Source organism: Sporosarcina sp. ACRSL, from assembly GCF_022346605.1.
GTDB lineage: Bacteria > Bacillota > Bacilli > Bacillales_A > Planococcaceae > Sporosarcina.
On record NZ_JAKRNT010000011.1, the window covers coordinates 64,540 to 89,917 of the forward strand.

20 protein-coding genes are annotated in these 25,378 nt (G+C 41.2%); 17 read left to right on the forward strand and 3 right to left on the reverse strand.

Going from position 1 to position 25,378, the window contains the following annotated elements; genetic code table 11:
• The first annotated feature begins 21 nt into the window (after positions 1-21).
• The 3 genes from allW to MHZ92_RS16440 all read left to right on the forward strand — a co-directional run bounded on the left by allW (position 22) and on the right by MHZ92_RS16440 (position 4,343).
• Complete coding sequence (gene allW / locus MHZ92_RS16430) at positions 22-1,491, forward strand: allantoin permease (protein WP_239432794.1); 1,470 nt, start codon at positions 22-24, stop codon at positions 1,489-1,491.
• 82 nt (positions 1,492-1,573) lie between these two features.
• A complete protein-coding gene (allB, locus tag MHZ92_RS16435; RefSeq protein WP_239432795.1) occupies positions 1,574-2,932 on the forward strand; it encodes an allantoinase AllB in 1,359 nt (452 codons plus the stop codon).
• A gap of 70 nt (positions 2,933-3,002) precedes the next feature.
• Positions 3,003-4,343 (forward strand): allantoinase, encoded by a 1,341-nt coding sequence (locus MHZ92_RS16440; RefSeq protein WP_239432796.1) that lies wholly within the window; start codon positions 3,003-3,005, stop codon positions 4,341-4,343.
• 643 nt (positions 4,344-4,986) lie between these two features.
• Here the strand turns inward: MHZ92_RS16440 and MHZ92_RS16445 are convergent.
• Positions 4,987-6,636: a PucR family transcriptional regulator gene (locus MHZ92_RS16445; protein ID WP_239432797.1), complete on the reverse strand. Its 1,650-nt coding sequence runs from the start codon at positions 6,634-6,636 to the stop codon at positions 4,987-4,989.
• A 213-nt stretch (positions 6,637-6,849) separates the two neighbouring features.
• Between MHZ92_RS16445 and MHZ92_RS16450 the strand changes: the two genes are divergently transcribed.
• Both MHZ92_RS16450 and MHZ92_RS16455 read left to right on the forward strand, forming a co-directional pair.
• Positions 6,850-7,824 (forward strand): DUF2877 domain-containing protein, encoded by a 975-nt coding sequence (locus tag MHZ92_RS16450; protein ID WP_239432798.1) that lies wholly within the window; start codon positions 6,850-6,852, stop codon positions 7,822-7,824.
• The gene (locus MHZ92_RS16455) at positions 7,811-9,184 is read left to right on the forward strand and encodes a uracil/xanthine transporter (protein ID WP_239432799.1); all 1,374 of its coding nucleotides are present in this window, start codon (positions 7,811-7,813) and stop codon (positions 9,182-9,184) included. Before MHZ92_RS16450 ends, MHZ92_RS16455 begins: the two co-directional genes overlap by 14 nt.
• A 188-nt stretch (positions 9,185-9,372) precedes the next feature.
• Here MHZ92_RS16455 and MHZ92_RS16460 read toward each other — a convergent pair whose 3' ends face one another.
• Entirely contained in the window at positions 9,373-10,242 is an 870-nt protein-coding gene (locus MHZ92_RS16460) for an alpha/beta hydrolase (protein ID WP_239432800.1), read from the reverse strand.
• Positions 10,243-10,378: 136 nt separating this feature from the next.
• On the opposite strand from MHZ92_RS16460, the gene MHZ92_RS16465 reads away from it, so the two are divergent.
• The 12 genes from MHZ92_RS16465 (at position 10,379) to MHZ92_RS16520 (ending at position 23,480) form a co-directional block, all read left to right on the forward strand.
• Positions 10,379-10,549, forward strand: a complete 171-nt coding sequence (locus tag MHZ92_RS16465; protein WP_239432801.1) for a hypothetical protein — start codon at positions 10,379-10,381, stop codon at positions 10,547-10,549.
• Between the two features lie 88 nt (positions 10,550-10,637).
• Positions 10,638-12,263, forward strand: coding sequence for a PucR family transcriptional regulator (locus tag MHZ92_RS16470; protein ID WP_255723618.1), 1,626 nt, complete (start codon positions 10,638-10,640; stop codon positions 12,261-12,263).
• 255 nt (positions 12,264-12,518) lie between these two features.
• Entirely contained in the window at positions 12,519-13,769 is a 1,251-nt protein-coding gene (gene allC, locus MHZ92_RS16475) for an allantoate deiminase (protein WP_370644773.1), read from the forward strand.
• Between the two features lie 38 nt (positions 13,770-13,807).
• On the forward strand, positions 13,808-14,575 hold the full coding sequence (gene allE / locus MHZ92_RS16480) for a (S)-ureidoglycine aminohydrolase (RefSeq protein ID WP_239432803.1): 768 nt from the start codon (positions 13,808-13,810) through the stop codon (positions 14,573-14,575).
• Between the two features lie 25 nt (positions 14,576-14,600).
• A complete protein-coding gene (gene allD, locus MHZ92_RS16485) occupies positions 14,601-15,650 on the forward strand; it encodes an ureidoglycolate dehydrogenase (RefSeq protein ID WP_239432804.1) in 1,050 nt (349 codons plus the stop codon).
• A 54-nt stretch (positions 15,651-15,704) separates the two neighbouring features.
• Positions 15,705-16,754 carry an ureidoglycolate dehydrogenase gene (allD, locus tag MHZ92_RS16490; protein WP_239432805.1) on the forward strand — a complete coding sequence of 350 codons (1,050 nt, stop codon included), beginning with the start codon at positions 15,705-15,707 and terminating at the stop codon, positions 16,752-16,754.
• A gap of 118 nt (positions 16,755-16,872) precedes the next feature.
• Positions 16,873-18,621: an acyl-CoA synthetase FdrA gene (gene fdrA, locus MHZ92_RS16495; RefSeq protein ID WP_239432806.1), complete on the forward strand. Its 1,749-nt coding sequence runs from the start codon at positions 16,873-16,875 to the stop codon at positions 18,619-18,621.
• A 71-nt stretch (positions 18,622-18,692) separates the two neighbouring features.
• Positions 18,693-19,967 carry a DUF1116 domain-containing protein gene (locus MHZ92_RS16500; protein ID WP_239432807.1) on the forward strand — a complete coding sequence of 425 codons (1,275 nt, stop codon included), beginning with the start codon at positions 18,693-18,695 and terminating at the stop codon, positions 19,965-19,967.
• A 95-nt stretch (positions 19,968-20,062) separates the two neighbouring features.
• A complete protein-coding gene (gene arcC / locus MHZ92_RS16505; RefSeq protein WP_239432808.1) occupies positions 20,063-21,001 on the forward strand; it encodes a carbamate kinase in 939 nt (312 codons plus the stop codon).
• An 81-nt stretch (positions 21,002-21,082) separates the two neighbouring features.
• Positions 21,083-21,529 (forward strand): YueI family protein, encoded by a 447-nt coding sequence (locus MHZ92_RS16510; protein WP_239432809.1) that lies wholly within the window; start codon positions 21,083-21,085, stop codon positions 21,527-21,529.
• A 132-nt stretch (positions 21,530-21,661) separates the two neighbouring features.
• Positions 21,662-22,654, forward strand: coding sequence for an LLM class flavin-dependent oxidoreductase (locus tag MHZ92_RS16515; RefSeq protein ID WP_239432810.1), 993 nt, complete (start codon positions 21,662-21,664; stop codon positions 22,652-22,654).
• A gap of 58 nt (positions 22,655-22,712) precedes the next feature.
• Positions 22,713-23,480, forward strand: a complete 768-nt coding sequence (locus MHZ92_RS16520; protein ID WP_239432811.1) for a polysaccharide deacetylase family protein — start codon at positions 22,713-22,715, stop codon at positions 23,478-23,480.
• Positions 23,481-23,517: 37 nt separating this feature from the next.
• Here the strand turns inward: MHZ92_RS16520 and MHZ92_RS16525 are convergent, their stop codons facing one another.
• Positions 23,518-25,272 carry an EAL domain-containing protein gene (locus tag MHZ92_RS16525; RefSeq protein WP_239432812.1) on the reverse strand — a complete coding sequence of 585 codons (1,755 nt, stop codon included), beginning with the start codon at positions 25,270-25,272 and terminating at the stop codon, positions 23,518-23,520.
• Between the last annotated feature and the right edge of the window lie 106 nt (positions 25,273-25,378).

Consider the following 25,378-nt stretch of genomic DNA (forward strand, 5'->3'; position numbering starts at 1 on the left):
ATCATTTTAGGAGGAGTTTTTTTGAGTCAATTGAATAGACAGGATGCGTTAGCAGCTGGATATAGCAAAGACGTTTTGCCAACTCAAGAAAAAAATCGGAATTGGGGCATAGGGAATTTCTTCTCTGTATGGATGGGCTCCGTCCACAACATTCCAAACTATATTGCCATCGGCGGTCTTTTTGCTTTAGGAATGTCGGTTGGTCAAGTATTTGCAGCTATTTTGGTTGCTTCCGTTATCATAGCGGCGATGTTAGTTCTTAACGGTCATGCGGGTTCAAAATATGGCTTGCCATTTGCGATGTTGTTGCGTTTATCGTATGGACCGAAAGGAGCAATGATTCCCGGCGTTTTAAGGGGAGTTATTTCGGCAATTATGTGGTTTGGATTTCAGACATACGCAGGAAGTCAAGCGTTGTCAATCTTAATCGGCAAGCTTTGGCCGACATATTTAACATTAGGCGGAGATTGGAACTTACTAGGTTTGACTTTGCCAGCGATGATTTCGTTTGTACTGTTTTGGTTGTTTAATGTTGCTTTAATTTATGGAGGCATGGGGTTCTTAGGGAAATTCACGAACATCCTCTCACCGCTTGTTTACATCGTATTTGGTGGTATGGCAATTTGGGCCATAAATTTAGCGGGTGGAATTGGACCTATTTTAGAATACACAGGCTCAGGAGTTGCTGGTAATAAAATCATCATCTTCTTTGCAGCGGTAACAGCAGTGATCGCAGCATGGGCAGCGCCGATTGTAAACGTATCAGATTTCACGAAGCTAGCGAAATCTACGAAAGCACAGGCAGTTGGACAAACCGCTGGACTTGTAGTGGCATACCTGTTATTTGCGATTGCGAGCATCTCGATTATTGTTGGCTCTGAAATCGCTTTCGGGACACCAATATGGAACGTACTTGATGTTGTAGCTAGATTTGACAGTACGTTTGCAATCGCTATTTCTGTCCTTACTCTATGTTTAACAACATTGTCGGTTAACGTTACAGGAAATATTGTACCTGCGGGATACCAACTAGCATCCTTATTCCCGAAAAAACTGACTTTCAAATCTGGTGCCATTCTTGCAGCCATTATCGGGATTCTCACGATGCCGTGGAAATTGATGGAGAGTGCAACAGGAGTATTTACTTTCCTGAACATTGTTGGCGGTATTTTAGCTCCGGTTACCGGTATTATGTTAGCCCACTATTTCATCATCGCTAAAAAGCATATCGACTTGAATGCGTTATATGATGCGAAGAAGGGAAGGTACCATTATAAAAACGGTTTCAATGTAAATGCGATTGTCACAACAGTTATTGCAGGTGTCGTTTGTTTGATCGGTAATGTTGTTCCCTTATTTAAACCGCTTTACGATATGTCTTGGTTTGTCGGGATCATTGTAGCCTTTATTCTTTACACAGTGCTTCAATCAGCGTCGGCAAAAAGATCGGTGTTAGACAAAACTCCGGAATTAACGAAGGAGAATAGTTAACATTAGAAATGCCGAAACTGATATTTAGCATAAAAATGTTGATGTATGTAAAATTCATTGATAGTTGAAAGGGGAATTTTAAATGGCATATGATTTAGTTATTAAAGGTGGAAACGTAGTATTACGTGATGGTGTTTACAAAGTTGATATCGGGATTAAAGATGAAAAAATCTCTTGTATTGCGGAACAAATCACGGAAGAGGCAAAAGAAGTGATCGATGCAACTGGCCAATACGTTATGCCAGGAATGATTGATACACATGTACACATTAGCGAACCTGGACGTACAGAGTGGGAAGGTTTCGAAACAGGATCGAAATCGTTAGCTGCTGGCGGAACGACAAGCTATGTTGAAATGCCACTGAATGCCCTGCCGGCTACAACTAACAAAGCTGCATTAGACTTGAAACTAGAAGCTGCTGTTGACCAAAACTACGTCGACTATGCATTTTATGGCGGACTCGTCCCTGGGAATGTAGATAAGCTAAAGGAAATGTCTGACGCTGGCGTTCTCGCTTTCAAATGTTTCTTATCTGATATAACAAGTGATATTCCAGATGATTTTATAAATGTGGATGATTTCACATTGTACAAAGGCATGCAAAAGCTGGCTGAATTGGATCAAATCCTATGCATCCACGCAGAAAACGGAGCAGTTCCATCTGGCCTTGCAAAGGAATTTGCAAGAGAAGGCAAAAATTCCGGAGTGGAATATGCGGAATCACGTCCGGTATTTACAGAAGTGGAAGCCGTTCAACGTGCAATTTTATTTGCTAAAGAAACTGGCTGTAAATTGCACCTTGTCCATATTAGTACGTCAGAGGCAATCCAGACGATTTTGAAAGCGCGTGAAGAAGGTGTAGATGTAACGGTTGAATCATGCCCTCACTATTTTGCATTTACTGCCGATCAAGTCGATGAAATTGGCCCTCGTGCAAAATGTCAGCCTCCAATCAGAAAAGCGGAAGATCAAGCGAAATTATGGGACGAGCTTCTTGCTGGGAACATCGACTGGTTAACATCTGACCATTCCCCTTGTACGGAGGACTTGAAGCAAGGGACGCTATGGGAAGCATGGGGCGGAATTAGCGGTGCGCAAAACAACGTCGACCTTATGTTTGACTTGGCTGTGAAACAACGCGGTCTACCTGTTCATAAATTCGTTGATTTAATTGCAACGAATCCAGCTGAACGTTTCAATATTGCACATAAAGGTGAAATCGCCGTTTCAAAAGATGCGGATATCATTTTAGTGGACCCTAACCAGTCTTATACGGTGAAAAGGGAAGACCTTTACTACAAAAACAAACATAGTGCATATGAAGGCAGAAAAATTGATTGCCGCGTAACCAAAACAATCGTTCGCGGAAATGTCGTATTCGACTTGGAAAAAGGCATTGTCGGAGAGCCGATCGGCAAATTGATTTCTGCAAGCAAATAATTCAGTCAACCTCTTTGCTATTGTCCTATCGTCAATAGCAAAGGGGACTACATACGTGGAGGAATGAAAGATGACTACATACGATTTACTTATTAAAAACGGCAAGATTGTCACAGCTGAATTCATTGTCCAAGGAGATATTGCCATTAAAGACGGCAAAATTAAAGAAGTAGGTCAATCACTTCAAGGCTCAGCAGATCGAGTAATCGATGCAGAAGGGCTTCATGTATTACCTGGATTAATTGATACACACGTCCACTTCAATGAGCCAGGAAGAACGGAATGGGAAGGGCTAGAGACAGGAAGTCGAAGCTTAGCAGCTGGTGGAGTAACTTCTTTCTTTGATATGCCTTTAAATAGTACTCCTCCAACGATCAATAAAGAAAACTTAGACTTGAAAAAGGCATGCGCCGAGGAAAAATCAATCGTGAATCCTTATTACTGGGGCGGCCTTGTTCCTGAAAATATTGAAGATCTAAAAGAACTCCATGAAAATGGCGTTATCGGATTCAAAGCGTTTATGTCACCGAGCGGTATCGCTGATTTCAATCATGTTGATGATGAAACGATTTTCAAAGGGATGAAAGAAATCGCTTCCCTTGGCTCCCTTCTTGCAGTTCACGCGGAAAGCACAGTCATTTGTGATCAACTTGCTGATGAAAAGCAAAAACAAGGGAAGACAACTGCAAGAGATTTTGTTGAATCAAGACCGATCATCTCTGAAATTGAAGCTGTCAGAAGAATCATTTCATATGCCGAAGCGACTGGCTGTAAAGTGCATGTTGTCCATGCAAGCAGCAGAAAAGTCGTTGAAGTCATTCAGGCAGCGAAAGATCGTGGCGTAGATATAACTGTTGAAACATGCCCGCATTATTTATCGTTAACTGTCAAAGACCTTGAAGAAAAAGGCGGATTGGCGAAGTGCTGCCCTCCGTTGCGCGATGAAGACGAAGTCGAAGATCTATGGGCGGCAGTCGTGAATGGGGAAATCAACGTCATCGCTTCTGACCATTCACCAGCTCCAGCATCTATGAAAACAATTACAGATAACTATTTTGAAGGTTGGGGCGGAATTTCCGGTGCTCAATCAACATTGAACATCATGTTAACGGAAGGGTATTTCAAACGTAACCTTCCATTAGAGAAAATCGTTGCCCTAACAGCTACAAACCCAGCAAAATTGTTCGGACTTGATAATAAGGGAACTATTGCTGCAGGCTATGATGCCGACCTAGCACTTGTAAACTTGGAAGAAAGTTTCGAGCTGACGAACGAAGACTTATTCTATCGTCACCAACACTCTCCTTACGTCGGCATGACGTTCAAAGGAAAAGTTAAATCAACAATTGTCAACGGTGAAGTCGTGTTTGAAAACGGAGAAATCACCGCTGCACAAAAAGTGAACGCTTAAAAATAAAAAAAGACTGTAGATAAACACCAGAATATTGGCGTTTGTCTACAGTTTTTCTTTTACTATAGTAATCCTATAAAAAGTTGCTTTCCGTTCCGGCGCTCGCTTTCCGCGGGCATGGCTTGAGCCAATCGAACCACGAAGAGTTCGATTTGCCTTAATTTCTGCGATCTTTGCAGAAATTAAGGCATCCTCATTCTGCTCACAACGCTACGCTTATGCTCGCAAACGCCGTTCTTCGTAACCGCGTTCGCAGGAGTCGAGCGCCTGCACTCCAAGCAATAGGTGACACTAAATAAATGATTATCCCAAATAGACATGGCGAAATTTGTTCATATGTAACACCACAATCTTATGGGGCTTACTTTGTGTTCTTTTTTAATTGATCATCAAAATCCGCTTCCGTTGATTGAAGCGGAAGGTGGCGACTCCTGCGGGAAAGCGAGACAGCTGAGACCCTGCAGGAGTGAAGCCGAGCGTAACGACGAAGCGGCTCAGCGCTCGCCCGCGGAAAGCGTCCGCCTGGAGCGGAAATCAACAGTACAGTTTTATTAGTTAAAAAGAGGTTGTCCAGAAAGTCGGTTTTTTGATTTTCTGGACAACCCCTATTTGCTCTCTAGTTTAAGCAGGTGTTTTGCGCTTTTCACGCTTCATCGTCTTCTTTTAGTATGGCACCAATAACGAGGGCTACGCGGATGCGTAACGAGTCGGCTGGGTCGCGGAGGGAGCAGTTTAATACTTCCTCTGCTTTTTCGATTCGATATTTCACCGTATTCCGATGAACGAATAGTTTTCTCGACGTTTCCGAAAACTCGCATTGCGCATCTAAATAGACTTGAATCGTCTTGATTAATTCTTGCTCTTCCTTTGTTTTTGGATACGCTAATGATTTCAACGTGTTCTCATAAAGGGCCTTTAAGTCTTTGCGAGGAAGGGTCTTCAACAACTCCTCCAAATCCCTTGTTTTGTAATATTTGATAAACCCTTTTAGATTTTGTTCGTATCCCGTCATGATCGCTTCCACGGCTTCATAATAAGCCGTCGGTATTTCTTTGAGTGACGGAACCGAATGGCTGACCCCAAAGGAAAGAGTGAAATCTCCATTAAAGCTGGCTTGAACATTTTCGATGAAGTGTGTAATCTTATCAATTTCTTCATCACTATATTTCGAAAACTGTAAGATCATCGCGAAGTACTTTCCTTTTGTGAATAAAGTAGCTTCTAACCCTTCATTAATAATTTCATCCTCGAGCTGGTCGTACACGCTATTATGCAGTTCTCCAACCTTTTTTTCGTAAAGCTGTAAGGTCTCATAGATTTCCCCTTGGGCATCAATTGTACAGACGACACAAACGTTCTCCATGCCTTTTTGGAGTCCATAATAGTTTGAACGGCTAAATATTTCTTCATCGGACTGGATTTTCATTTCAATCAAATCAGCAAAGAAGTTGTTTTTTAGCAATCTGGAGTTTTCTTCAATGGCTTGCTCTTTCACGATTGTAAATGAAATGACATTGCCTGCCTGTTCAATTGCCATTTGTGAAGAAGGGTAGGGTAACGTAAGTGAATCGAAAATAACGAGCATGCTTGGATATTGACGCTTCGTATGAACTGGAAACGTCGACACGGATTGATGTTCCCTTGACGGGATTGAAAAGGTTGTCCCTTCACGTGCAGCATGTATGTTTTCTTTTACCTTCAGAAGGATCTCCTCTTTAACGTCCTTCATTGATTCTTTTACAAAGTCATGGCTTTGGGCGATCATTTCTCCCCTGTGATTCAATAAAAGGGAAGGACGAGCCAAAAGATAGCCTAACTGTTCTAGCAGAGCACTTAGACTGTATCCTTTAATGAGCATATTGGAAAATTCTTTTTGAACATGCAAGGCATAATACAGCTGCTCAGCTTCAGCGTCATTCAAATAATTTAAAATATGGCGAGACACTTCACCTAATGTGTGAGTTGTTGGTAAATCAATAATCGGAAACGCTAAATCATCGGCGAGTAATTTTACTTCAGGCGGCAGTTGATGGAAGAACCTGCTTATCTTAATGACCAGACCTGAACAATTTAAGTCATGCATTTGTCTGATTAACTGGCAGAATTTCTCCGTATCATCCTTGAATGCATATCCGGTTGAAAGGAGAAGATGATTTTCAGCCAAAAAATTAATGACATCGGGCGTATCGGAAATATTTACAAATTGTACGTTTCTCGTCAGACCGCGGTGACCAGCGAGTACAATCGCTTCTTTCATACCTTCCAAAATAAATAGATCATTTATCGTCTTCATGTATAAACCCCTCTAGCTCTAAATTTCAATCAGAAACCTCGCTGTTTTCTCTATATAATATATTTTACGTTAAAAATAAACAAAAATCAAAGCATAAATTGGTCATAGTAAACAATGACATTTTCAATCTGTAGCTGTAGAATGTAATAGATAAAGGTTAAAAATAGGGGAATACTATACATTGGATTTAAATGTAGGTCTGGGGTGAACATATTGTTTAATTCAAAGAATTTAAATCCCGATCATGATGGCAGAGCTTTTGTATTGACTGCCTTCGTAGCGAGTGATGATATTACCCGGATTTTTGATAAACAGTCGAAAGGCCATATCCATAGTGTTTTTAATACGAGCTTCAACTTAGCGTTTGGCGACCATCTTGTTCATGTTGGCGCGGTTGGGAATGGTGTTGCTCCGTTTGGAATTGGCATGGAGCAAGGACAGGCAACATTGCTTACGAAGCTGCTTGCTGTGAACTCGGACGTTTATTGGGATGAACGATCCGTTTCACTCATTTTTCCTAAAGGGATTATACTGTCGCTCGACCGGGTGAATTGGACAAACCATAAAGTACAACAAGCTCACTATGAATTGATGAGATTGGAAGAAAATTTTACAATACTCGCAAATACATTGATGCAAGCTGATTGGCAAATCGGCCTGGCCCAATCAGAGGAAGAAAAAAAGCGTTTCATTCAGTATGTGTTGAATCCTTCATCGTCTACTACCAAGGATTTCCCCGTTATAGATGAATTGGAGAGGTTGCAAAATCTCGCATTCAATGAAGAAAGTACCGATGCTGAAAAGGTCTTCGATTACTGGATCGGCAGAGGTCTTGGGCTCACTCCTAGCGGCGATGATTGTATAACTGGGATTTGTGCGGTCTTTTCAGCACTTGAAGGGACAAACCAAGCGTTTATACACCAGCTCCAATCCTATTTGGTCGAACGGGGCCGGAAAAGAACGACACATATTGCACTTGAGTATCTTCTTTACGCGACTGAAAATAAGTTTCATTCACATCTTCTAAACGTGTGCAATGCTTTGGGCAAACGACCAGTAACCGAATTTTCAAAAGCGATTGAAGAGATGAAGGGGATTGGTCATACATCCGGTGCAGATACATTAGTCGGCATTCTCATAGGCATTAAAGCTGTTGTTATGCATAAAAAGAAAGGTGATTATTATTAACGAGTTATTAAAATCAAGTAACTGGATTTCGGGCTTACAGTGGCTCTTTTTTATTTTTACGAACATCGTTGTCATCCCAATTACCGTTGGAGCGGCTTTTGAACTTTCGCCAGGGACAATAGTCAATATGCTTCAGCTATCCTTTATCGTGACAGGGTTGGCATGTATAATCCAAGCATTTTTCGGCCATAAGCGAGCTATTATGGAAGGGCAATCAGGCCTTTGGTGGGGAGTCATTTTAACGCTCGTTTCTACGGCTGTGGCACAAGGGATGCCTTTAGATATCTTGGGCGGCAGTTTGACAGTCGGAATTATTATCGTCGCGATTTTGACGTTTTTAATTGGTGTAACGGGGATAGGTCCTCGCATCGCTAAGTTATTCACCCCTGCTGTCATGGGCGTGTTTATGTTTTTATTCGGTTGTCAATTGATAGGCATCTTTTTAAAGGGGATGCTAGGCATTCCATTTGGTAACCAGGCTGCGGACGCGTCTATCGATGTAGGTGTATCGTTATTATCGATCGTTATCGCAATTATTGTGATCGTGATCAGCGTAAAGGCACCATCAAGCATTCGTCGATACGGTTTACTTATTGGAATCATCGGCGGGTGGATCATTTATGCGATTATTTTCAAACCGGAAAGTGCAGTTAGCGAAGCAACATCGTTTGGCCTCGAACTATTTCCGTTAGGGAAGCCAGCATGGGACATGGGAATTATTATTACGACAGTCATTGCGGGATTATTAAATGCGGCGAATACGTTTGGTGCGTTAAAAGGTACGGAAGATATGTATAACGTGAAAACGACTAAATCCGAATATCGAGCATCCTTTACGATTACAGGTGTTTTCACATTAATCGCAGGTATTTTTGGACTTGTTCCGAATTCACCTTACGTTTCATCAATTGGTTTCTTGAGCCAAACAGGAATTATAAAAAGAATTCCATTTGTTCTTGGCGGCTTTATGTTCCTCGTTATGGGACTTATTCCGCCAGTCGGCCACTTTTTCTCACAGCTTCCGTTAAGCATTGGTAGCGCGGCGTTGTTCGTCTCTTACTTACTTCTGTTGAACTCTTCCTTGAATTTCTTCAAAGAGGTCAAATTCAATACGGTCAATGTTTATCGTTCAGCTGTTCCATTGTTTGTAGGTGTTGTCATTATGACTCTTCCTGCTACTTATTTTGTTACAATCCCAAGTATCGTTCGTCCAGTTCTTAGCAGCGGTTTATTGGTAGGGATCATTTTAGCACTCCTATTGGAGAACCTATTTGATTGGGACGAATACGGTAATGAAGTACAAGGCAAGCAAACGGAAACAGTGAGCACGACGGTTACCGATACAAACGATATAAACTAAATGTGGATAAAGAAAAAGGGCGGTGAGGTATACTCTACTCTCATGCCCTTTTGTCTTACAAACTTAAATCAGCAGTTCCACTGCTAATTTAAGTTTTTCCTCCGGATGATGTCACGGATTTTGAGGGGAGTGAATTGCGCAAGCGCAATTCAAAATCCTGACGCAATCACTTCGAGGCGTGATTGATTTTATAAGTTGTTATTTAAGAAGGTAACGACTTCTTCGAAAGCATTTTGAACGACTGGGCTTTGCCAATCTTCATCGAATTGGTGCTTGCCATCTGGAATTGTGATGAGTTTACTTTCGACCCCGATTTCTTGTAGTTTTTCCACCATTAAGACGGATTGTTCGTAGGGGACGTCTTCATCATTCGTGCCGTGTAAAAGCAGAGTTGGTGGATAATCAGCTTCAACGTGGTACAGAGGACAGTACTTTGACAGCTCTTCTTTCTCAATCATTGGAATAAGTCCACTTATCTCCTCTATCCAAACACCATGCTGCCTTGCATGCATATAGATCGCATACCGCTTTTCAATCGGGCCGACTGATATAATATCGTTCTTCACAAGCATCTTGGCTAGCTCTCTTGGCACGTTTGTCATAGCTGAATAATGAGGGCTCGGTTTTACTGCCCAATCGCCAATAATTTCACCGTAACCATAAAAGGATATAATCGCTTTCGGTTTATTCTTGAAGGTTCCTGTTAGAAGGGCAAGGAAGCCACCCGCGGAGCTTCCAATGACCGCAATCTTAGTTGGATCGTAGTCAAACTGCTGAGTACCTTCATTTTCAACCCAATAGAGGGCGTCTTCTATATCCTCTTTAATCGCGGGAAGTTTGGTTTCTGGAGCTAATCGATAATCGATTGAAAAGATATTAAAACCGGCTCGTTGATAAAAATCAATCTGTTCGGGCTTCATATCTTCACGGGAACCCCAAACAAGACCACCGCCGTGTATATAGACAATTATCGGTCGAGATTTATCGGAAGCCGGGTAGAAGTCGGCTTTAAGCTCGTAATTTTCTCTTTGTTTATAAATAACCGTTGTTTTTGACATGATGCCACTCTCTTTTCTGAAGTAAGATATGCTTTGTGTAAGTATTGTATAATAGGATGAATTATATTTCATGCTATGGAATTTTTTTATATAGGCTTTGTTACATTACATTGTTAATTTAAGGGAGCTACGTTGATTGCAGCGAACGCCGTTACGAAGAACGGCGTTTGCGAGCAAAAGCGAAGCGTTGCGAGCAGAATTTGTTGAGGATGCCTTAATTTCTGCAAAAGGCGCAGAAATACGGCAAATCGAACCCTTCGCAGTTCGATTGGCTGAGGCGACGCCCGCGGAAAGCGTCCGCCTGTAGCGGAAATCAACACTGTTATTTAACATGGCCTTTATATAAGTAGAAAGGACTGTCGCAATTGGAGTTGCAGGTTAAAGATTTATTAGCGATGGAACCTATGAAGAACGCTGAAGTTTTAGGCGGGCATCATTATATTCATAATGTAATAGCAGGTGTGACAATCATGGAAGGGCCCGATATCGCAAAATGGATTAAGGGCGGAGAAGTGATCTTAACGAGCCTCTATTCAATTCGTAATTTTAATGAAAAAGAGCTAGGAGATTTTATTGCGAACTTAGGGGAAAAGAGAGTAAGTGCTCTTGTCATCAAAAAACAAAGTGAAGAAATCGTTCGTCCGTTGATTGAAGCGGCCGAACAAAATAAATTGCCAATCATTCAGCTTCCAATGGAAATTCCATTTGTCGATATCATGTATCCAATCATGGGGGAGCTATTCAATAGACAGGTTACAAAACTACAATATTTTAAAGAGATTCATGACCGGTTTACCGCTTTAGCACTTGCTGATAAAGGTCTTGAAAAAATTATTCATACACTTGAGAAACTCATCGGAAATCCCGTCGCGCTGTTTGATCGGAATTTCAGCTGTATTGTTTCTACGAATCCTGAGCTTGAAAAGTTTGAGATGGTGGAGAAAGTCCATTTCTACGATCAACCCGATGGAATAAAGTTTCCTCATTACCGGCAAATCGTAAAATACCCCGAAATGGATAATATTAAAGGCCATCAAATGGTCGTTCCGATTGAAACGCTTAACCATAACAAAATGTATTTAATGATTGGTGAGTTCAATAAATCACTAGGGGAACTTGATTTAATTGCTGTTGAAAATGCGGCAACTTCCTTATCTCTTGAATTAGTAAAACAATTTGCAGTTGCAGAGGTAGAAAACAAATATAAAAACGATTTGATTGAGGAACTCATTAGTGGAAGAATCCAATCAATGGACAGTGTGTTTGAAAAGGCGAATGTCATCGGCTGGGACTTCACAGGCGCATTTACTACGGTATTATTCAAAATCAATCGTCATCCGGAAAGCTCTTCAAACCAAAAGAGTGGCTTATCCGATCGAAGCCAATACCTTTTACGTGAAGCGATTCATCATTATTTACCGAATGGCATCGTTTCTACGAAAAGTAATTTATTTATTGTTCTATGGAAAGTTGACAAGACTGGTAAAAATGATACGTCCTGGATGAAAGAAATTAAAAAAACATCAGAAGCAATCCAATCACTGTTAGCTAAGCAAGTGAAGGATATTGATGTCCAAGTCGGGATCGGGAATGTAGTAGATCAAATTTCCGAAATACCTAAAAGTTATAGGGAAGCTCACGATGCACTCGATTTAGGTGCGACGTTGAACGGTTTAGCATCCATCACCGCATTTTCGGAATTGGGGATTTTTAGATTGCTGCGCCATATTAACGATTCCTCTGCGTTGCTTCAATTTATTCCACAATCGCTAAAGGAATTGCTAGATTATCAACAAGCGAATCAATCAGACTTGCTGGAAACGTTACAAACGTTTTTGGATTGCAATCAAAACGCCGCTCAAACAGCCAAACTCCTTTTTGTACACTATAAGACCGTTGTGTATCGGTTAGAGAGGATTAAAGAAATAACAGGAATGGATTTTGATGATTCGGAAGAAATGTTATCCGTTCGAGTGGGGCTGAAGATTTACGAACTGATTCAGAGGGAAAAGATAGAATAGGATGAGGCAGCTGGTTATGCTGCCTCTTTTTTCATGCGAACTATCCAAAGTGGGTAAATAAAATATAAAACTTTATCTACAGTTGCCAAAGACTATTTTGATAGCAACATTTACAATTAAGGGTGGAGATAGACCGTACTCAAATGAAAGACATTTCAGTGCATACTATCCACATGTATTACAAACAATAAATAGTGTTACCCAAATAATTTTACTTACATAGCGTGGAAAAGGGTGGTGAAATAGGTGAACGATGTGAAAGACATTATACAACAGCTAGATCAACTAGCTGAAGAAACAGCTGGAAAGCTTAGATGGTTAGCCGAATATGGAAAAGACCCTGAAGGCGGCGTTTCTCGTTTACTCTATACAAAAGAGTGGGTGGATGGTCAACACGCACTGAAAGAATGGATTGAGAACGAAGGCTTGGAAGCCCGGTTTGATGAAATCGGGAACTTATATGGGACGTTAAAAGGTACAAATACAAACGAAACGGTTTTGACTGGCTCCCATGTGGATACTGTGAAGAATGGTGGCCGTTTTGACGGTGCATACGGAATTGTCGCGGGAATTCTTGCATTGAAATACTTGAAAAAGCATTTTGGTCAACCGGTCAGGAATATCGAAGTCGTTTCGATGGCGGAAGAGGAAGGAAGCCGTTTTCCTTACTCGTTCTGGGGATCTAAAAACATCGTTGGCTTAGCTAAACGAGAAGATGTTGAAGAGATCAAGGATTTTGACGGTATTCCGTTTGTCGAGGCAATGAAGAATGCAGGCTTCGGCTTCAGAGATGAGTCAAAGGGTCCGCGTAAGGACTTAAAGGCTTTCGTAGAAGTTCATGTTGAGCAAGGAAGCGTGCTAGAAACAGAAAAAATCCCAGTAGGTGTAGTAAACAACATTGTCGGGCAAAGACGGTATACGGTAGAAATAACAGGTGAAGCTAACCATGCGGGTACAACGCCGATGGGTTATCGGAAAGATGCTGTATATGCAGCTAGCCATATGATTCATGAAATCATTTCGATGGCAAGAGAAATCGGTGATCCACTTGTTACGACAGTCGGTAAAATCGAAGCTTCTCCGAATATCGTTAATGTCGTTCCGGGTAAAGCCATTTTTACAATCGACGTTCGTCATACTGACAAAGAAGCCATTGTTTCTTTTACAGAACAAATAACAGTGAGAATGCAGGATATCTCAAAAGAACATGAAGTGGAAATGAATATTGATCTTTGGATGGATGAAGATCCAGTTCCAATGGATCAAAAGGTCGTTGAACTTATCGAGAAACAATGTAAAGACAACGGACTCAATTACAAATTGATGCACAGTGGTGCAGGGCATGATTCCCAAATCTTTGCTCCAGTTGTACCGACAGCGATGCTGTTTGTTCCAAGTCTTAAAGGAATTAGCCATAATCCGGCTGAATTTACAGAGCCAGAAGACTTGGCAGAGGGCGTAAAAGCACTTATTGGTGCACTTTACGAATTAGGGTATAAAGAGTAACACAAAGAAAAAATAGACAAACAGAGGAGAATGTAACGATGGGTTATCCAAAAGATATTCTTACAAGCAGATCTATTATTAAACCTGGACAATATGCACTAATCGCTCCAGAAGGGTTAGTAAATAATGTAATCCCTGGATTTGAAAATTGCAGAATCTCTATCTTAGCTTCACCGAAACTTGGTGCAGACTTTGTAGACTATATGGTCACACTGCATGAAGGTGGAAAAAACACTGAAGGATACTGCGGTGAAGAAGATGTACAATGCTTCGTTTACGTTATTAGCGGTAAAGTGAAAGCAAAAGCAGATGACCAAGAATTCATTCTAGAAGAGAGCGGCTATCTATATTGCCCACCAGGCGTGAAAATGTATTTGGAAAACATGGAGTCAGGTGATTCCCGTCTATTCCTTTACAAACGTAAACACCAGCCACTTGCTGACGGACGTAAGCCATGGGTTGTATCTGGCCATGCGAACGACATCGAGTATATGGACTATGATGAAATGCACAACGTTCACTTAAAAGACTTGTTGCCATTGGATGTTGAGTTCGATATGAACTTCCATATTCTTTCATTCGACCCGGCTGCAAGCCACCCATTTGTCGAAACACATTATCAAGGCCACGGTGCGTACCTATTGTCTGGTGAGGGTATGTATAACCTTGACAATGAATGGATTCCGGTTAAAAAAGGCGATTATATCTTCATGGCGCCATATGTACACCAAGCAGCGTATGCAGTTGGTAGAGAGCCATTGACATATGTTTATTCCAAAGATTGCAATCGGGATGCATCGCTATAAAAATCCCCAATGAAGAGGTGTCATGATGAGAGTAAGTAGAGATGAATTAAAAAATCTTATAAAAACGAAGCTTCACAAAGCTGGTCTGAATGAAGAGCATGCTGATGTCGCGGCAGACGTCCTTACGTTTGCCGACGAACGAGGCATTCACTCCCACGGGGCAATCCGTGTGGAATATTATGCAGAACGCATTGCCAAAGGCGGAATGAATACAAACCCGGATTTTAGATTTGAAAAAACGGGTCCTGCTTCTGGTATATTTCATGGCGATGGCGGAAATGGCCACACAGCAGCGAAATTAGCTATGGATGAAGCAATTAAAATGGCGAAAGAAAGTGGAGTCGCGATTATCGGCGTACGAGACATCTCTCATAGCGGAGCGATTTCATACTTCACGAACCAAGCAGCAAGTGAAGATTTAATCGGCTTCTCGGTATGTCAATCAGATCCGATGGTCGTTCCATTTGGCGGTGCTGAGCCATATTACGGAACAAATCCGATTGCTTTCGCTGCACCAAGCAGTGACGGCAGAATGATTACATTGGATATGGCTACGACGGTACAAGCTTGGGGTAAAATTCTTCATGCTCGTTCAAAAAATGAATCCATTCCTGACACATGGGCTGTTGACAGCAACGGCGAACCAACAACAGATCCGATGAAAGTAAATGCATTATTGCCGATTTCAGGTCCAAAAGGCTATGGTCTTGCAATGATGGTAGACGTACTATCTGGAATCCTTCTTGGCCTTCCGTTCGGTAACAAAGTTTCTTCCATGTATGAAGATTTATCTCAGTACCGGAAATTAGGACAGCTTCATATTGTCATCAATCCGGCATTCTTTACAGGTCTGAATGATTTCAAAAATAGTATCACTGAAACAATGAGCGATCTAAATCAAATCAAACCTGCACCGGGCTTCTCAAAAGTCCTTTATCCTGGACAAAACAACGATGTTGTCATCGAGGATTATAAGGAAAATGGAATTGAGATTGTCGATGACATTTATGAGTATTTAAAATCGGATGTCATCCATAATAACCAATATGACCATAAGAACCCGTTTGCTGAGTAATATTCATTATTCGAATATATCTATCGGTTGAAAAACTTAATAGGGGTGTGTGGAATGAGATTAAGTAGTGAGCAATTGAATGAGTTGATTACGAAAAAGCTGCATAAGGCTGGATTAACTGAAGAACATGCACGTGGCGTTGCAGATGTACTTGTTCATGCAGATGCCAGAGGAGTTCATTCTCACGGGGCAATGAGAGTTGAGTATTATGCAGAACGAATTGCAAAAGGCGGCTTGAATGCAAATCCGGAATTCAAATTTGAAAAAACCGGTCCTGCCACAGCTATTTTTGATGGCGACAATGCGGTAGGGCATGTAGCAGCTAAGTTGGCAATGGACGAAGCAATTCAAATGGCAAAAGAAAATGGAGTAGCTGTTGTAGGCGTAAGAAGAATCGGACATAGTGGTGCACTTTCTTACTTCGTTCAACAAGCAGCAAATGAGAATTTGATTGGTATTTCGGTTTGCCAATCGGATCCGATGGTCGTTCCTTTCGGCGGAGCAGAGCCTTATTACGGAACAAATCCGATTGCTTTTGCAGCTCCGGGCAAAAACGGAGAGAATATTACATTTGATATGGCTACTACCGTTCAAGCATGGGGGAAAGTTCTTCACGCTCGTTCGAAAAACGAATCCATTCCAGATACATGGGCAGTTGATAGCGATGGAAACCCGACGACTGATCCATTTAAAGTAAATGCGTTAGTACCGATTGCTGGTCCAAAGGGATACGGCCTAATGATGATGGTGGACGTTTTATCTGGAATCTTACTTGGCCTTCCATTTGGAAACAAAGTATCTTCCATGTACCATGATCTAACTGAATATCGAAATCTTGGACAGCTTCACATTGTTATTAATCCGGAATACTTTACAACGTTAAACGCATTCCAAGAAAGCATTGCGACAACTATGCAAGATTTGAACAACATTAAACCGGCTCCTGGTTTCGACCAAGTTTCTTACCCTGGACAAAGAAGTGCTGAAAGGGAAAAGAACTACGAAGAAAACGGAATCGAAATTGTAGATCATATTTATGAATATTTGATTTCAGATGTTGTACACAACAACTCGTATGATCATAAAAGCCCTTTTGCTAAGTAAAACTTTATAAAGGGTGGTCAATTTGCGGCCACCCGCTTTTCTGTGCCGATTTTACGTTGGCGTCTTTGATTTTAAGTAGTGAATGTAGAAAAAATAACAATAAGAGGTGCGTGAAAACATGCTTTACACGATAGTCAAACAGAATTCATACCAGGATTCAGTAAACCTAATGCTTCTAACAAATAAAATTTCAACAATGGAAGGCATTACTAAAGTTCAAATCATGATGGGGACGCCTGCTAACAAGGATATCCTCAAAGCTGCAGGTCTTTACACTGAGGAACTTGAAAGTGCTGCTTCCAATGATATGTGTATCGTTGTCGACACGGAACAGGAAGAGAAAATCCAAGAAGTACTCGACGAAGTGGATAACTATTTAAGCAACCAAGCAATTAGCGCTGGTAAAGAAGCTTTCGAAACTGTTAACTCATGGGATAAAGCTGTAAATGCACTACCTGATGCAAATATTGCAGTTATCTCTACACCGGGTCAATATGCTGCTGAAGAAGCAGAAAAAGCACTTGACCGTGATATGCACGTTATGATCTTCAGTGACAATGTAACGACTGAAGATGAGCGCCGCATTAAAGAAAAAGCACATGAAAAAGGCCTTCTCGTTATGGGTCCTGATGCTGGTACAGTCATCGTTTCCGGTGTTCCTCTTGCATTCGCGAACGTTGTGAAAACTGGAAAAATTGGTGTAATCGGAGCTTCCGGAACTGGTATCCAGGAAGTTACTACTGAAATCGACCGTCTAGGCGCAGGTGTAAGCCATGCAATCGGTACTGGCGGACGCGACCTATCAGACAAGATCGGTGCAATCACAATGTTGGACGGCCTTAAAGCATTGGCGCAACATAACCAAACAGAGGTGATTACACTTGTTTCGAAGCCACCTGCGAAAGAAGTTCGTGACGAAGTTGTACAATTGCTACACAGCATTTCTAAACCGGTTGTTGCAATTTTCCTTGGAGAAGAGCCACATAACCATGAAGGAAATGTGTACTATGCAAACACTCTTGAAGAAACAGCAGCAATCGCTGTAGATCTTGTAAAAGGCAACCCAATTAAACCAAATTACAACACGCTACATTCAGACGTACCTGCGGTTGACTTGAAGCTAGAACAAAAAACAATCAAAGGTCTATATTCCGGCGGTACGCTTGGGTATGAAGCAGCTACTTTGATTAGCAGAGGCTTGAACCTTGGAGAAACTGATCATGACCAAGCTGGCTACCTTCTAAATGCGAACGGTTTTGAAATCATCGACCTTGGTGATGATATTTACACGCAAGGTAAACCGCATCCGATGATCGATCCGGATACGAGAATTCAATTCTTCCAAAAAGCTGCACAAGATGAATCAACAGCAGTCATCCTATTTGACCTTGTTCTTGGATATGGTGCACACGAAGATATGGCTGGCGCATTGCTACCAGGCATCGAAAAAATCCAACAAGAAACAAAAGCAAATGGCAAAAACATCTACTTCGTTGCAACGGTTTGTGGTACGGACCAAGACCCACAAGGCATCGATGAGCAAAAAGCGAAACTAGAAAAAGCTGGGGTTATCATCCGTGATAGCAACAACCAAGCTACTCTTACTGCTTTAGCAATGCTCGGCCATCAAGTTGAAGAAGTAACAAAAGAAGTAGTTCCTGCGAAAGTAGAAACTGCAAATGTAGACTTTACAGTTTCAGAAGCAATCGAGAAGCTATTGAATGAAAAACCGAGTGTTGTTAACGTTGGTTTGAAGAGCTTCACTAAATCGGTTACTGCAAACGGTGGCAGAGTTGTTCAATATGACTGGCGTCCAGTTGCTGGCGGAAACCCAAGACTTCGCAAAATCTTGAGCCTTCTTAAATAAGCTTAAGAGTAGGTCGAAGCTCAAAGTAGATAATCTTTTTAGAAATATTGATTTTTCAGGAGGAAACCACAATGTACGGACAATTTAAAACAATTGATGAAGCAAACCGAGCGGTTATCGATAAAGTTGTATCAGGGACACCTTTCTTATTGGATGTAGCTCCAGCTAAATCTGTTATTGAAGAACTTAACGGGAAAGTATTACTTCACGCTGGCCCGCCAATTAAATGGGAAAACATGACAAGCCCGATGCAAGGATCTTGTGTGGGTGCTACACTATTTGAAGGTTGGGCTACGAATGCGGACGAGGCACGTGCCATGCTTGAAAACGGAGAAATCGAATTCATTCCATGTCACCACGTAAACGCAGTTGGTCCAATGGGCGGTATCACTTCCGGAAATATGCCTGTTCTTGTCGTTGAAAATATGGACGGCGGAAACCGCGCATATTGCACAATGAACGAAGGAATCGGTGCAGTACTTCGTTTCGGCGCATACTCAGAAGAAGTTATTAACCGTCTTAACTGGTTTAGAGATATCCTGGGCCCGACATTATCCAAAGCTCTTAAAATTAAAGGTGACGGTCTAAACGTTAACGTTATGATGGCTAGAGCAATTACAATGGGTGACGAATTCCACCAACGTAATATTGCTGGATCACTTATCTTCTTAAAAGAGATCGTTCCTTACATCCTACAAACAGATGTAAATGAAAAAGACAAGCAAGACGTTATCCAATTCCTTGCTGACACAGATCAATACTTCTTGAACATTGCAATGGCTTCCACAAAAGCAGTAATGGATTCAGCAAGACAAATCCAACATGGTACAGTTGTTACAGCAATGTGCCGTAACGGATACGAGTTCGGAATCCGTATCGCAGGTATGGGCGACCAATGGTTCACAGCACCGGTTAACACGCCACAAGGTCTATTCTTCACAGGATACGATCAAGACATGGCTTGTAAAGACATGGGTGACAGTGCAATCACTGAAACATTCGGTGTTGGTGGATTTGCAATGATCGCTGCTCCGGGTGTTACACGTTTCGTAGGTGCAGGCGGAATGGACGATGCTGTTACGACAAGTAACGATATGATGGATATTTGTATCGACCACAACCCGAACTTCTCAATCCCTACTTGGGACTTCAAAGGTTCTTGCCTAGGAATTGACGCTCGTAAAGTCGTTGAAACTGGAATCGAACCGATTATCAACACGGGTATCGCTCACAAAGAAGCTGGCGTTGGGCAAATCGGTGCAGGTACTGTTCGTGCTCCTTTGGCTGCTTTCGAAAAAGCGATCGATGCATATGCAGTGAAACTTGGTTTAATCGAAGCGGAATAAGGAATGAAAGTGGAGAGGGATGGTTGTAGGCTCGTTCCTCTCCTCTTTTCTCTTGAAAATGAAGTTTATTTTTCTTAATTAAAGGAGAGTTATCGATGAGTAAAAAAATCGTTCTAGCCATCGGCGGAAACGCGATCATTAAAGAAGGTCAAAAAGGTACGCTTGAAGAGCAAATCCAAAACATCGGTGAAAGTAGCGGTCCAGTCCTTGATTTGATTGAACAAGGTAACACAGTTGTGATCACTCATGGAAATGGTCCGCAAGTGGGGAATACGTTAATTAAAAACCAAATGGCGGAATCTGTTGTTCCTTCTTATCCACTAGATGTATTGGATGCTGAAACACAAGGTAACCTTGGTTATTTGATCCAGCAAGTATTTAAGAACAAAATGGTTGAACGTAATATTAACAGACCTATTGCAACAGTTGTTACACAATCCGTTGTTTCTAAAGAGGATCCAGCTTTCGATAATCCGACAAAGCCAATTGGTCCATTCTACACTCAAGAAGAATTAGACAAAATCCTTGAGACAGAGAAAATTTCATACATTGAAGATAGCGGTAGAGGATATAGACGCGTTGTCGCTTCTCCAAAACCGGTTAAGATCGTTGAGAAAGAAGCGATTGAAGCACTTCTTGACAAGGAAATCACTGTTATTACAGCTGGCGGCGGCGGAATCCCTGTCACTGAAGAAAACGGTATTCTAAAAGGTACAGATGCCGTTATCGATAAAGACTTCGCAAGTGCATTACTTGCAGCGGAAGTAAAAGCAGATTACCTCTTCATCCTAACAGGTGTTGAACAAGTGGCGATCCACTTCGGAACTCCACAACAACAAAATTTGCTTGAAATGACAGTTGAGGAAGCACTTCGTTATATGGAAGAAGGCCACTTCCCGAAAGGAAGCATGGGTCCAAAAATCGAAGCAGCGATTATGTTCCTAGAAAAAGGCGGCAAGAACGTTGTCATCACTTCAATCGACAAACTAAAAGATGCACTTGAAGGCAAAACAGGTACGCGTGTAACTCTATAATAGAAACAAAAAGGCGGCTTTTGAAGCTGTCTTTTTGTGCATTTTTATATGACATGGACCTTCAAAGAAGGGGGTGTTTCGATGTCAGGTAATATTGATGATTACATTCAAAAAGGGATTTATGGTCCTAAAGAAACGAAGCCAGACGAGCGCCGGAAATTTCTTGGGACAACTCGTGAACAGATCGTTATAGTCCTTACTCAAGAACAAGTGAGAGAAAAAGGAATTTATAGTCAAGTCGAGGATGCCATAAAGGAAAACAGAAAAGCTCTTCTACTTTTGAATGGAAATATCCACTATAAAGTGCTTCTAAAATACACGAAGATTGCTTCTAAATACAACGTACCTTATCGATATGTTACAAATAAAAATCATACTACTGAAATTGGCCTCGTCTTAAAACATGACTATGCTGTTAATAAAGACGAGATTTTTGTGAAAAAGGAGGTTGTGGCTGAAGAGCCACAGCAGAGTAATAATAAAGGTCTGTTATCCAAATTGGCAAGGCTGTTTAAGACAGATAGTTAGTAAACCCCAAAGGTAGCGATTAGCTGCCTTTTTTGATTTCGTTAGATCCTTCTAGAAACAGAATGCTATCTTGTTCGAGTTTACTTACGTTACCCTTACATATATAGATGATGAAAGGAAGGACGGAATACCATGAAACTAAGCGTATTGGACCAAGCACCGATAACGAAGGGAAATCCTGCACCCGATGCATTAAAAAAAGCGGAAGAATTAGCGATTTTGGCGGATGAACTAGGCTACACGCGTATGTGGATGGCTGAACACCATGGAACAAACAGTTTAGCCAGTTCTGCGCCTGAAGTGACGGCGGCCCATTTGGCAGCCAAAACTAAACATATCCGGATCGGTACAGGCGGGGTCATGATGATGCATTATTCCCCCTTAAAGTTAGCCGAGGTATTTAAAACATTGAGCGCCTTCTCTCCTGGGCGTATCGATTTCGGAGTAGGCCGTGCACCTGGAGGAGACAATCATGCCATTTACGCACTGTCAGAAGGCCGTCAACCAATGACGAATAATATGTATGAAAAACTGGAAACTACATTGCAATTGCTGAACGATGAAGTACCTGCCGATGACTTGTATAGCCGAACGATTGCGACCCCTTCCAACGTCGTCTTACCGGAAGCATGGTTGCTCGGTTCAACAGGGAATAGCGCGATACAAGCCGGTTTGATGGGCATTGGGTACTCCTTTGCACAGTTTTTCATGGGCGGTATGACAACGGAGATATTGGACGCCTACCGGAAGAATTTTAAACCGACACCGTTCATGGAAAAGCCGAACATTAAAGTGACTTATTTAGTAACGACTGCAGAAACGAAGGAAGAGGCTGAATTTGAAGCACTTCCTCAGGACATTGCGAGGCTATGGTTAATGAGAGGGAAGATTGGTCAAGTGCTCACACCTGAAGAAGCACAAAATTACCCGTTAACTGAAATGGATCGGATGACCATTCAGGAAAACCGTAAAATTCATATCGTAGGAGATGTGAAGGAGGTTGCAGCTTTTCTACAAGAAGAGCAAGATTATTATGGGTTTGACGAAGCGATGATCTGCAGCATTACCCACTCACAAGAAAAGAGGTTGGAAGTGTACCGATTACTAGCACGCGAGTTATTGTAAGTATTTTGAAATGTTCTAGGATAGGCATGTATATTACAAAAAGGCGAATACTAATGGCATGAAAACTTTGCTAAGGGGTGTTGTTGTGAAAAAAGTTTTAATGCCGTTACTAGCCGTCATGCTCCTCTTTTCGGTGTTGGATACAACACACGCAGACAGGGGAAGACAGTATTATGAAGAAGCGGGTCACATTATTTGGGAAATCAATACTGAAGCAAAAGTGATTGCTCTAACATTTGATGATGGTCCTCATCGAAAGTATACCCCTCAAATATTAGATCTATTGAAAAAACATAATGCTAAAGCTACTTTTTTTATTGTTGGAGCACATGCCGAGAAGAATCCAGATATCGTTTTGCGAATGGCGGAAGAAGGCCACGAATTAGCGAATCACACGTATACGCATTCGAGAAATCGGAGCGTCCCTTATGTAATGGAGGAAATAAAAAAAACAAATGAAGTGCTATTTTCAATTAGTGGTCAATCAACTACATTATTTCGCCCAGTGGAAGGGATTTATACAGACGAGCTGGTAGAGGCAGTTGTCAAGGAAGGGTATAAAATAGTCATGTGGTCATGGCATTTGGATACTTTAGATTGGAAGAATCCGGGGGTTGGAAGGATTGTAAGGTTTGTTTTGGAAGGAGTGAGTGAAGGGAACGTTGTTCTGTTCCATGATGGTGGCGGTAACCGCCATCAAACAGTCGAAGCATTAGAAAAAATCCTTCCCGATCTTGAAGAGAAAGGGTATACGTTTGTGACGATATCCGAGCTTATGAAGATAAGGGAAGAAAACCAAAACGAGCAACAAGTTGATAAAAATTAATCAACTACCCCCACTTAAAGAAGTGGGGGATATTCAACTATCTTGTCGAAAGTATATAGTTACTTCCGGGTAATTGCTTGCATTGCTTTTTTACTTCACTGCCTTCTTTCGCTAACTCATATGTAGATTGAAAAGGATGATTGGCTATGATGGCGATTGAAATTGTCAGTAATGGGAACAATTCATCTTTCCCATGTCTGTTTTTTGAAGCGATCCAGCCAGCCTTTACATCTTCTTCGGTATAAAATTGAGTGATCGTTGCATCGAATTGTTCAATAATTTGTTCACTATACGCGACACTTAGAGCTGAAGGCGCAACAACAATAAAATCATCGCCCCCAATATGTCCTATGAAATCATTTGGAGACACGACTTCTTTCAAAATATGAGCAAGATGCATAAGCACTTGATCGCCTTTTTCAAATCCGTATACATCATTGTACGGCTTGAAATTATCTAGATCTAAATAGAGAATGCCATAACTGTCAGTTGAGTCAATACAGTGCTGCAACTGCTGTTCGATTAATACATTCCCGGGTAGCTCGGTTAACGGATTCATATGTTTTGCAACATTGATTTCGATTTCCATCGACTTCTCCAATAATTCCTTGACCGTGACAATTCCATAATACTGTCTATCTTTCGTAATCGTTATAAAATCATATAAGCGGTTTGAATCCCTCATCATAGCAAGTTTTGCAACTACATGAATGGGTGTATCCACATCGACTTGTAAGAAATTCGTATCCATAATTTCTTGTATTTTTCGTTTGCTATATAAACTGTACCCGTAAGGCCCACTAATTTTAAAATGCAATTGATTTCGAGTGATAACGCCAACTAATCGATTTTGTTCAACTATACAGCGGCCCGGTATGGAGTTATCTTGATCCATCATAGATTTCACTTCGCCAATTAACGTTGCCACATCAATAGTAGGTAAGGGGGTCGAGATGTCCCCGATGATTGTATCCATTTTTCGACTCAATGAATTCTTACGTTTGCGCTCATTTTCATTCACAATGATGTCAATGATATGATCAGCAATTGGCAACAAGTTAGACTTAGGTTTTTGAATGAAATAACCTTGTCCATATCGAACTCCTAAATCAATTAATTTACATAATTCCTCTTTCGTTTCAATTCCTTCAGCAATGATACTTATTTGTGATTGAGCCGCAAATTCATTTAAACTCTTCACAAGTGATTGCTTTGTTGCGTCGCTGTCAATATCTCTTATTAACTTCATATCGAGCTTCATGAAGTGGGGATGGATATCTGTAACGATGTTCAAGCCGGAATATCCGGAACCTACATCATCGATTGCAATTTGATAAAGCTGCTCTTTGTAATGGTCAACGGTCTTTTTAAAATGTGATAACTTTGAAATCGCTTCTTTCTCTGTAATCTCAAAAACGATTTTATCAGATTCAAATTTATACCGACTTAAATATTCTTTTGTAAACCCATGCTTGAACTTCGGATCGTTCATTATATTAGGATTTACGTTTAAAAACAGTTTACCTTCAGATTGAAGTGTATAAGCCGATTCTAATGCTTTTGTACGACATAAATATTCCAAATCCCAAAGCAAATCATGTTCCATCGCGTAATAGAATAGTTTCTCGGGATTTTGCAATGGAGTATTCGATGGCCCTCGACTAAGCGCTTCATACCCAAGAAGTTCTCCATCTTTCAAAGAAATAATCGGTTGGAAAACCGTTTGAATATCTTCGTTTTGAATTGTGCGGAAAAGTAATTCTTTCAAATGGTCTTCCTTCAACCTGATCAAGGCTCTCTCTCCATTCGGTAGGTCATTACTATCATTATAATGAAAAAAATGGGACTATTATCGTTGGAAGGTAAATTTTGTGTAAAGAGTTTGTAAATTAATTGGG

Bases quoted from the DNA above. Each gene is read 5' to 3' on its own strand.
- allB (WP_239432795.1), top strand. From the start codon at position 1,574: ATGGCATATGATTTAGTTATTAAAGGTGGAAACGTAGTATTACGTGAT.
- MHZ92_RS16440 (WP_239432796.1), top strand. From the start codon at position 3,003: ATGACTACATACGATTTACTTATTAAAAACGGCAAGATTGTCACAGCT.
- MHZ92_RS16445 (WP_239432797.1), bottom strand. From the start codon at position 6,636: ATGAAGACGATAAATGATCTATTTATTTTGGAAGGTATGAAAGAAGCG.
- MHZ92_RS16460 (WP_239432800.1), bottom strand. From the start codon at position 10,242: ATGTCAAAAACAACGGTTATTTATAAACAAAGAGAAAATTACGAGCTT.
- MHZ92_RS16470 (WP_255723618.1), top strand. From the start codon at position 10,638: ATGGAACCTATGAAGAACGCTGAAGTTTTAGGCGGGCATCATTATATT.
- allE (WP_239432803.1), top strand. From the start codon at position 13,808: ATGGGTTATCCAAAAGATATTCTTACAAGCAGATCTATTATTAAACCT.
- allD (WP_239432804.1), top strand. From the start codon at position 14,601: ATGAGAGTAAGTAGAGATGAATTAAAAAATCTTATAAAAACGAAGCTT.
- allD (WP_239432805.1), top strand. From the start codon at position 15,705: ATGAGATTAAGTAGTGAGCAATTGAATGAGTTGATTACGAAAAAGCTG.
- fdrA (WP_239432806.1), top strand. From the start codon at position 16,873: ATGCTTTACACGATAGTCAAACAGAATTCATACCAGGATTCAGTAAAC.
- MHZ92_RS16500 (WP_239432807.1), top strand. From the start codon at position 18,693: ATGTACGGACAATTTAAAACAATTGATGAAGCAAACCGAGCGGTTATC.
- arcC (WP_239432808.1), top strand. From the start codon at position 20,063: ATGAGTAAAAAAATCGTTCTAGCCATCGGCGGAAACGCGATCATTAAA.
- MHZ92_RS16510 (WP_239432809.1), top strand. From the start codon at position 21,083: ATGTCAGGTAATATTGATGATTACATTCAAAAAGGGATTTATGGTCCT.
- MHZ92_RS16515 (WP_239432810.1), top strand. From the start codon at position 21,662: ATGAAACTAAGCGTATTGGACCAAGCACCGATAACGAAGGGAAATCCT.
- MHZ92_RS16520 (WP_239432811.1), top strand. From the start codon at position 22,713: ATGAAAACTTTGCTAAGGGGTGTTGTTGTGAAAAAAGTTTTAATGCCG.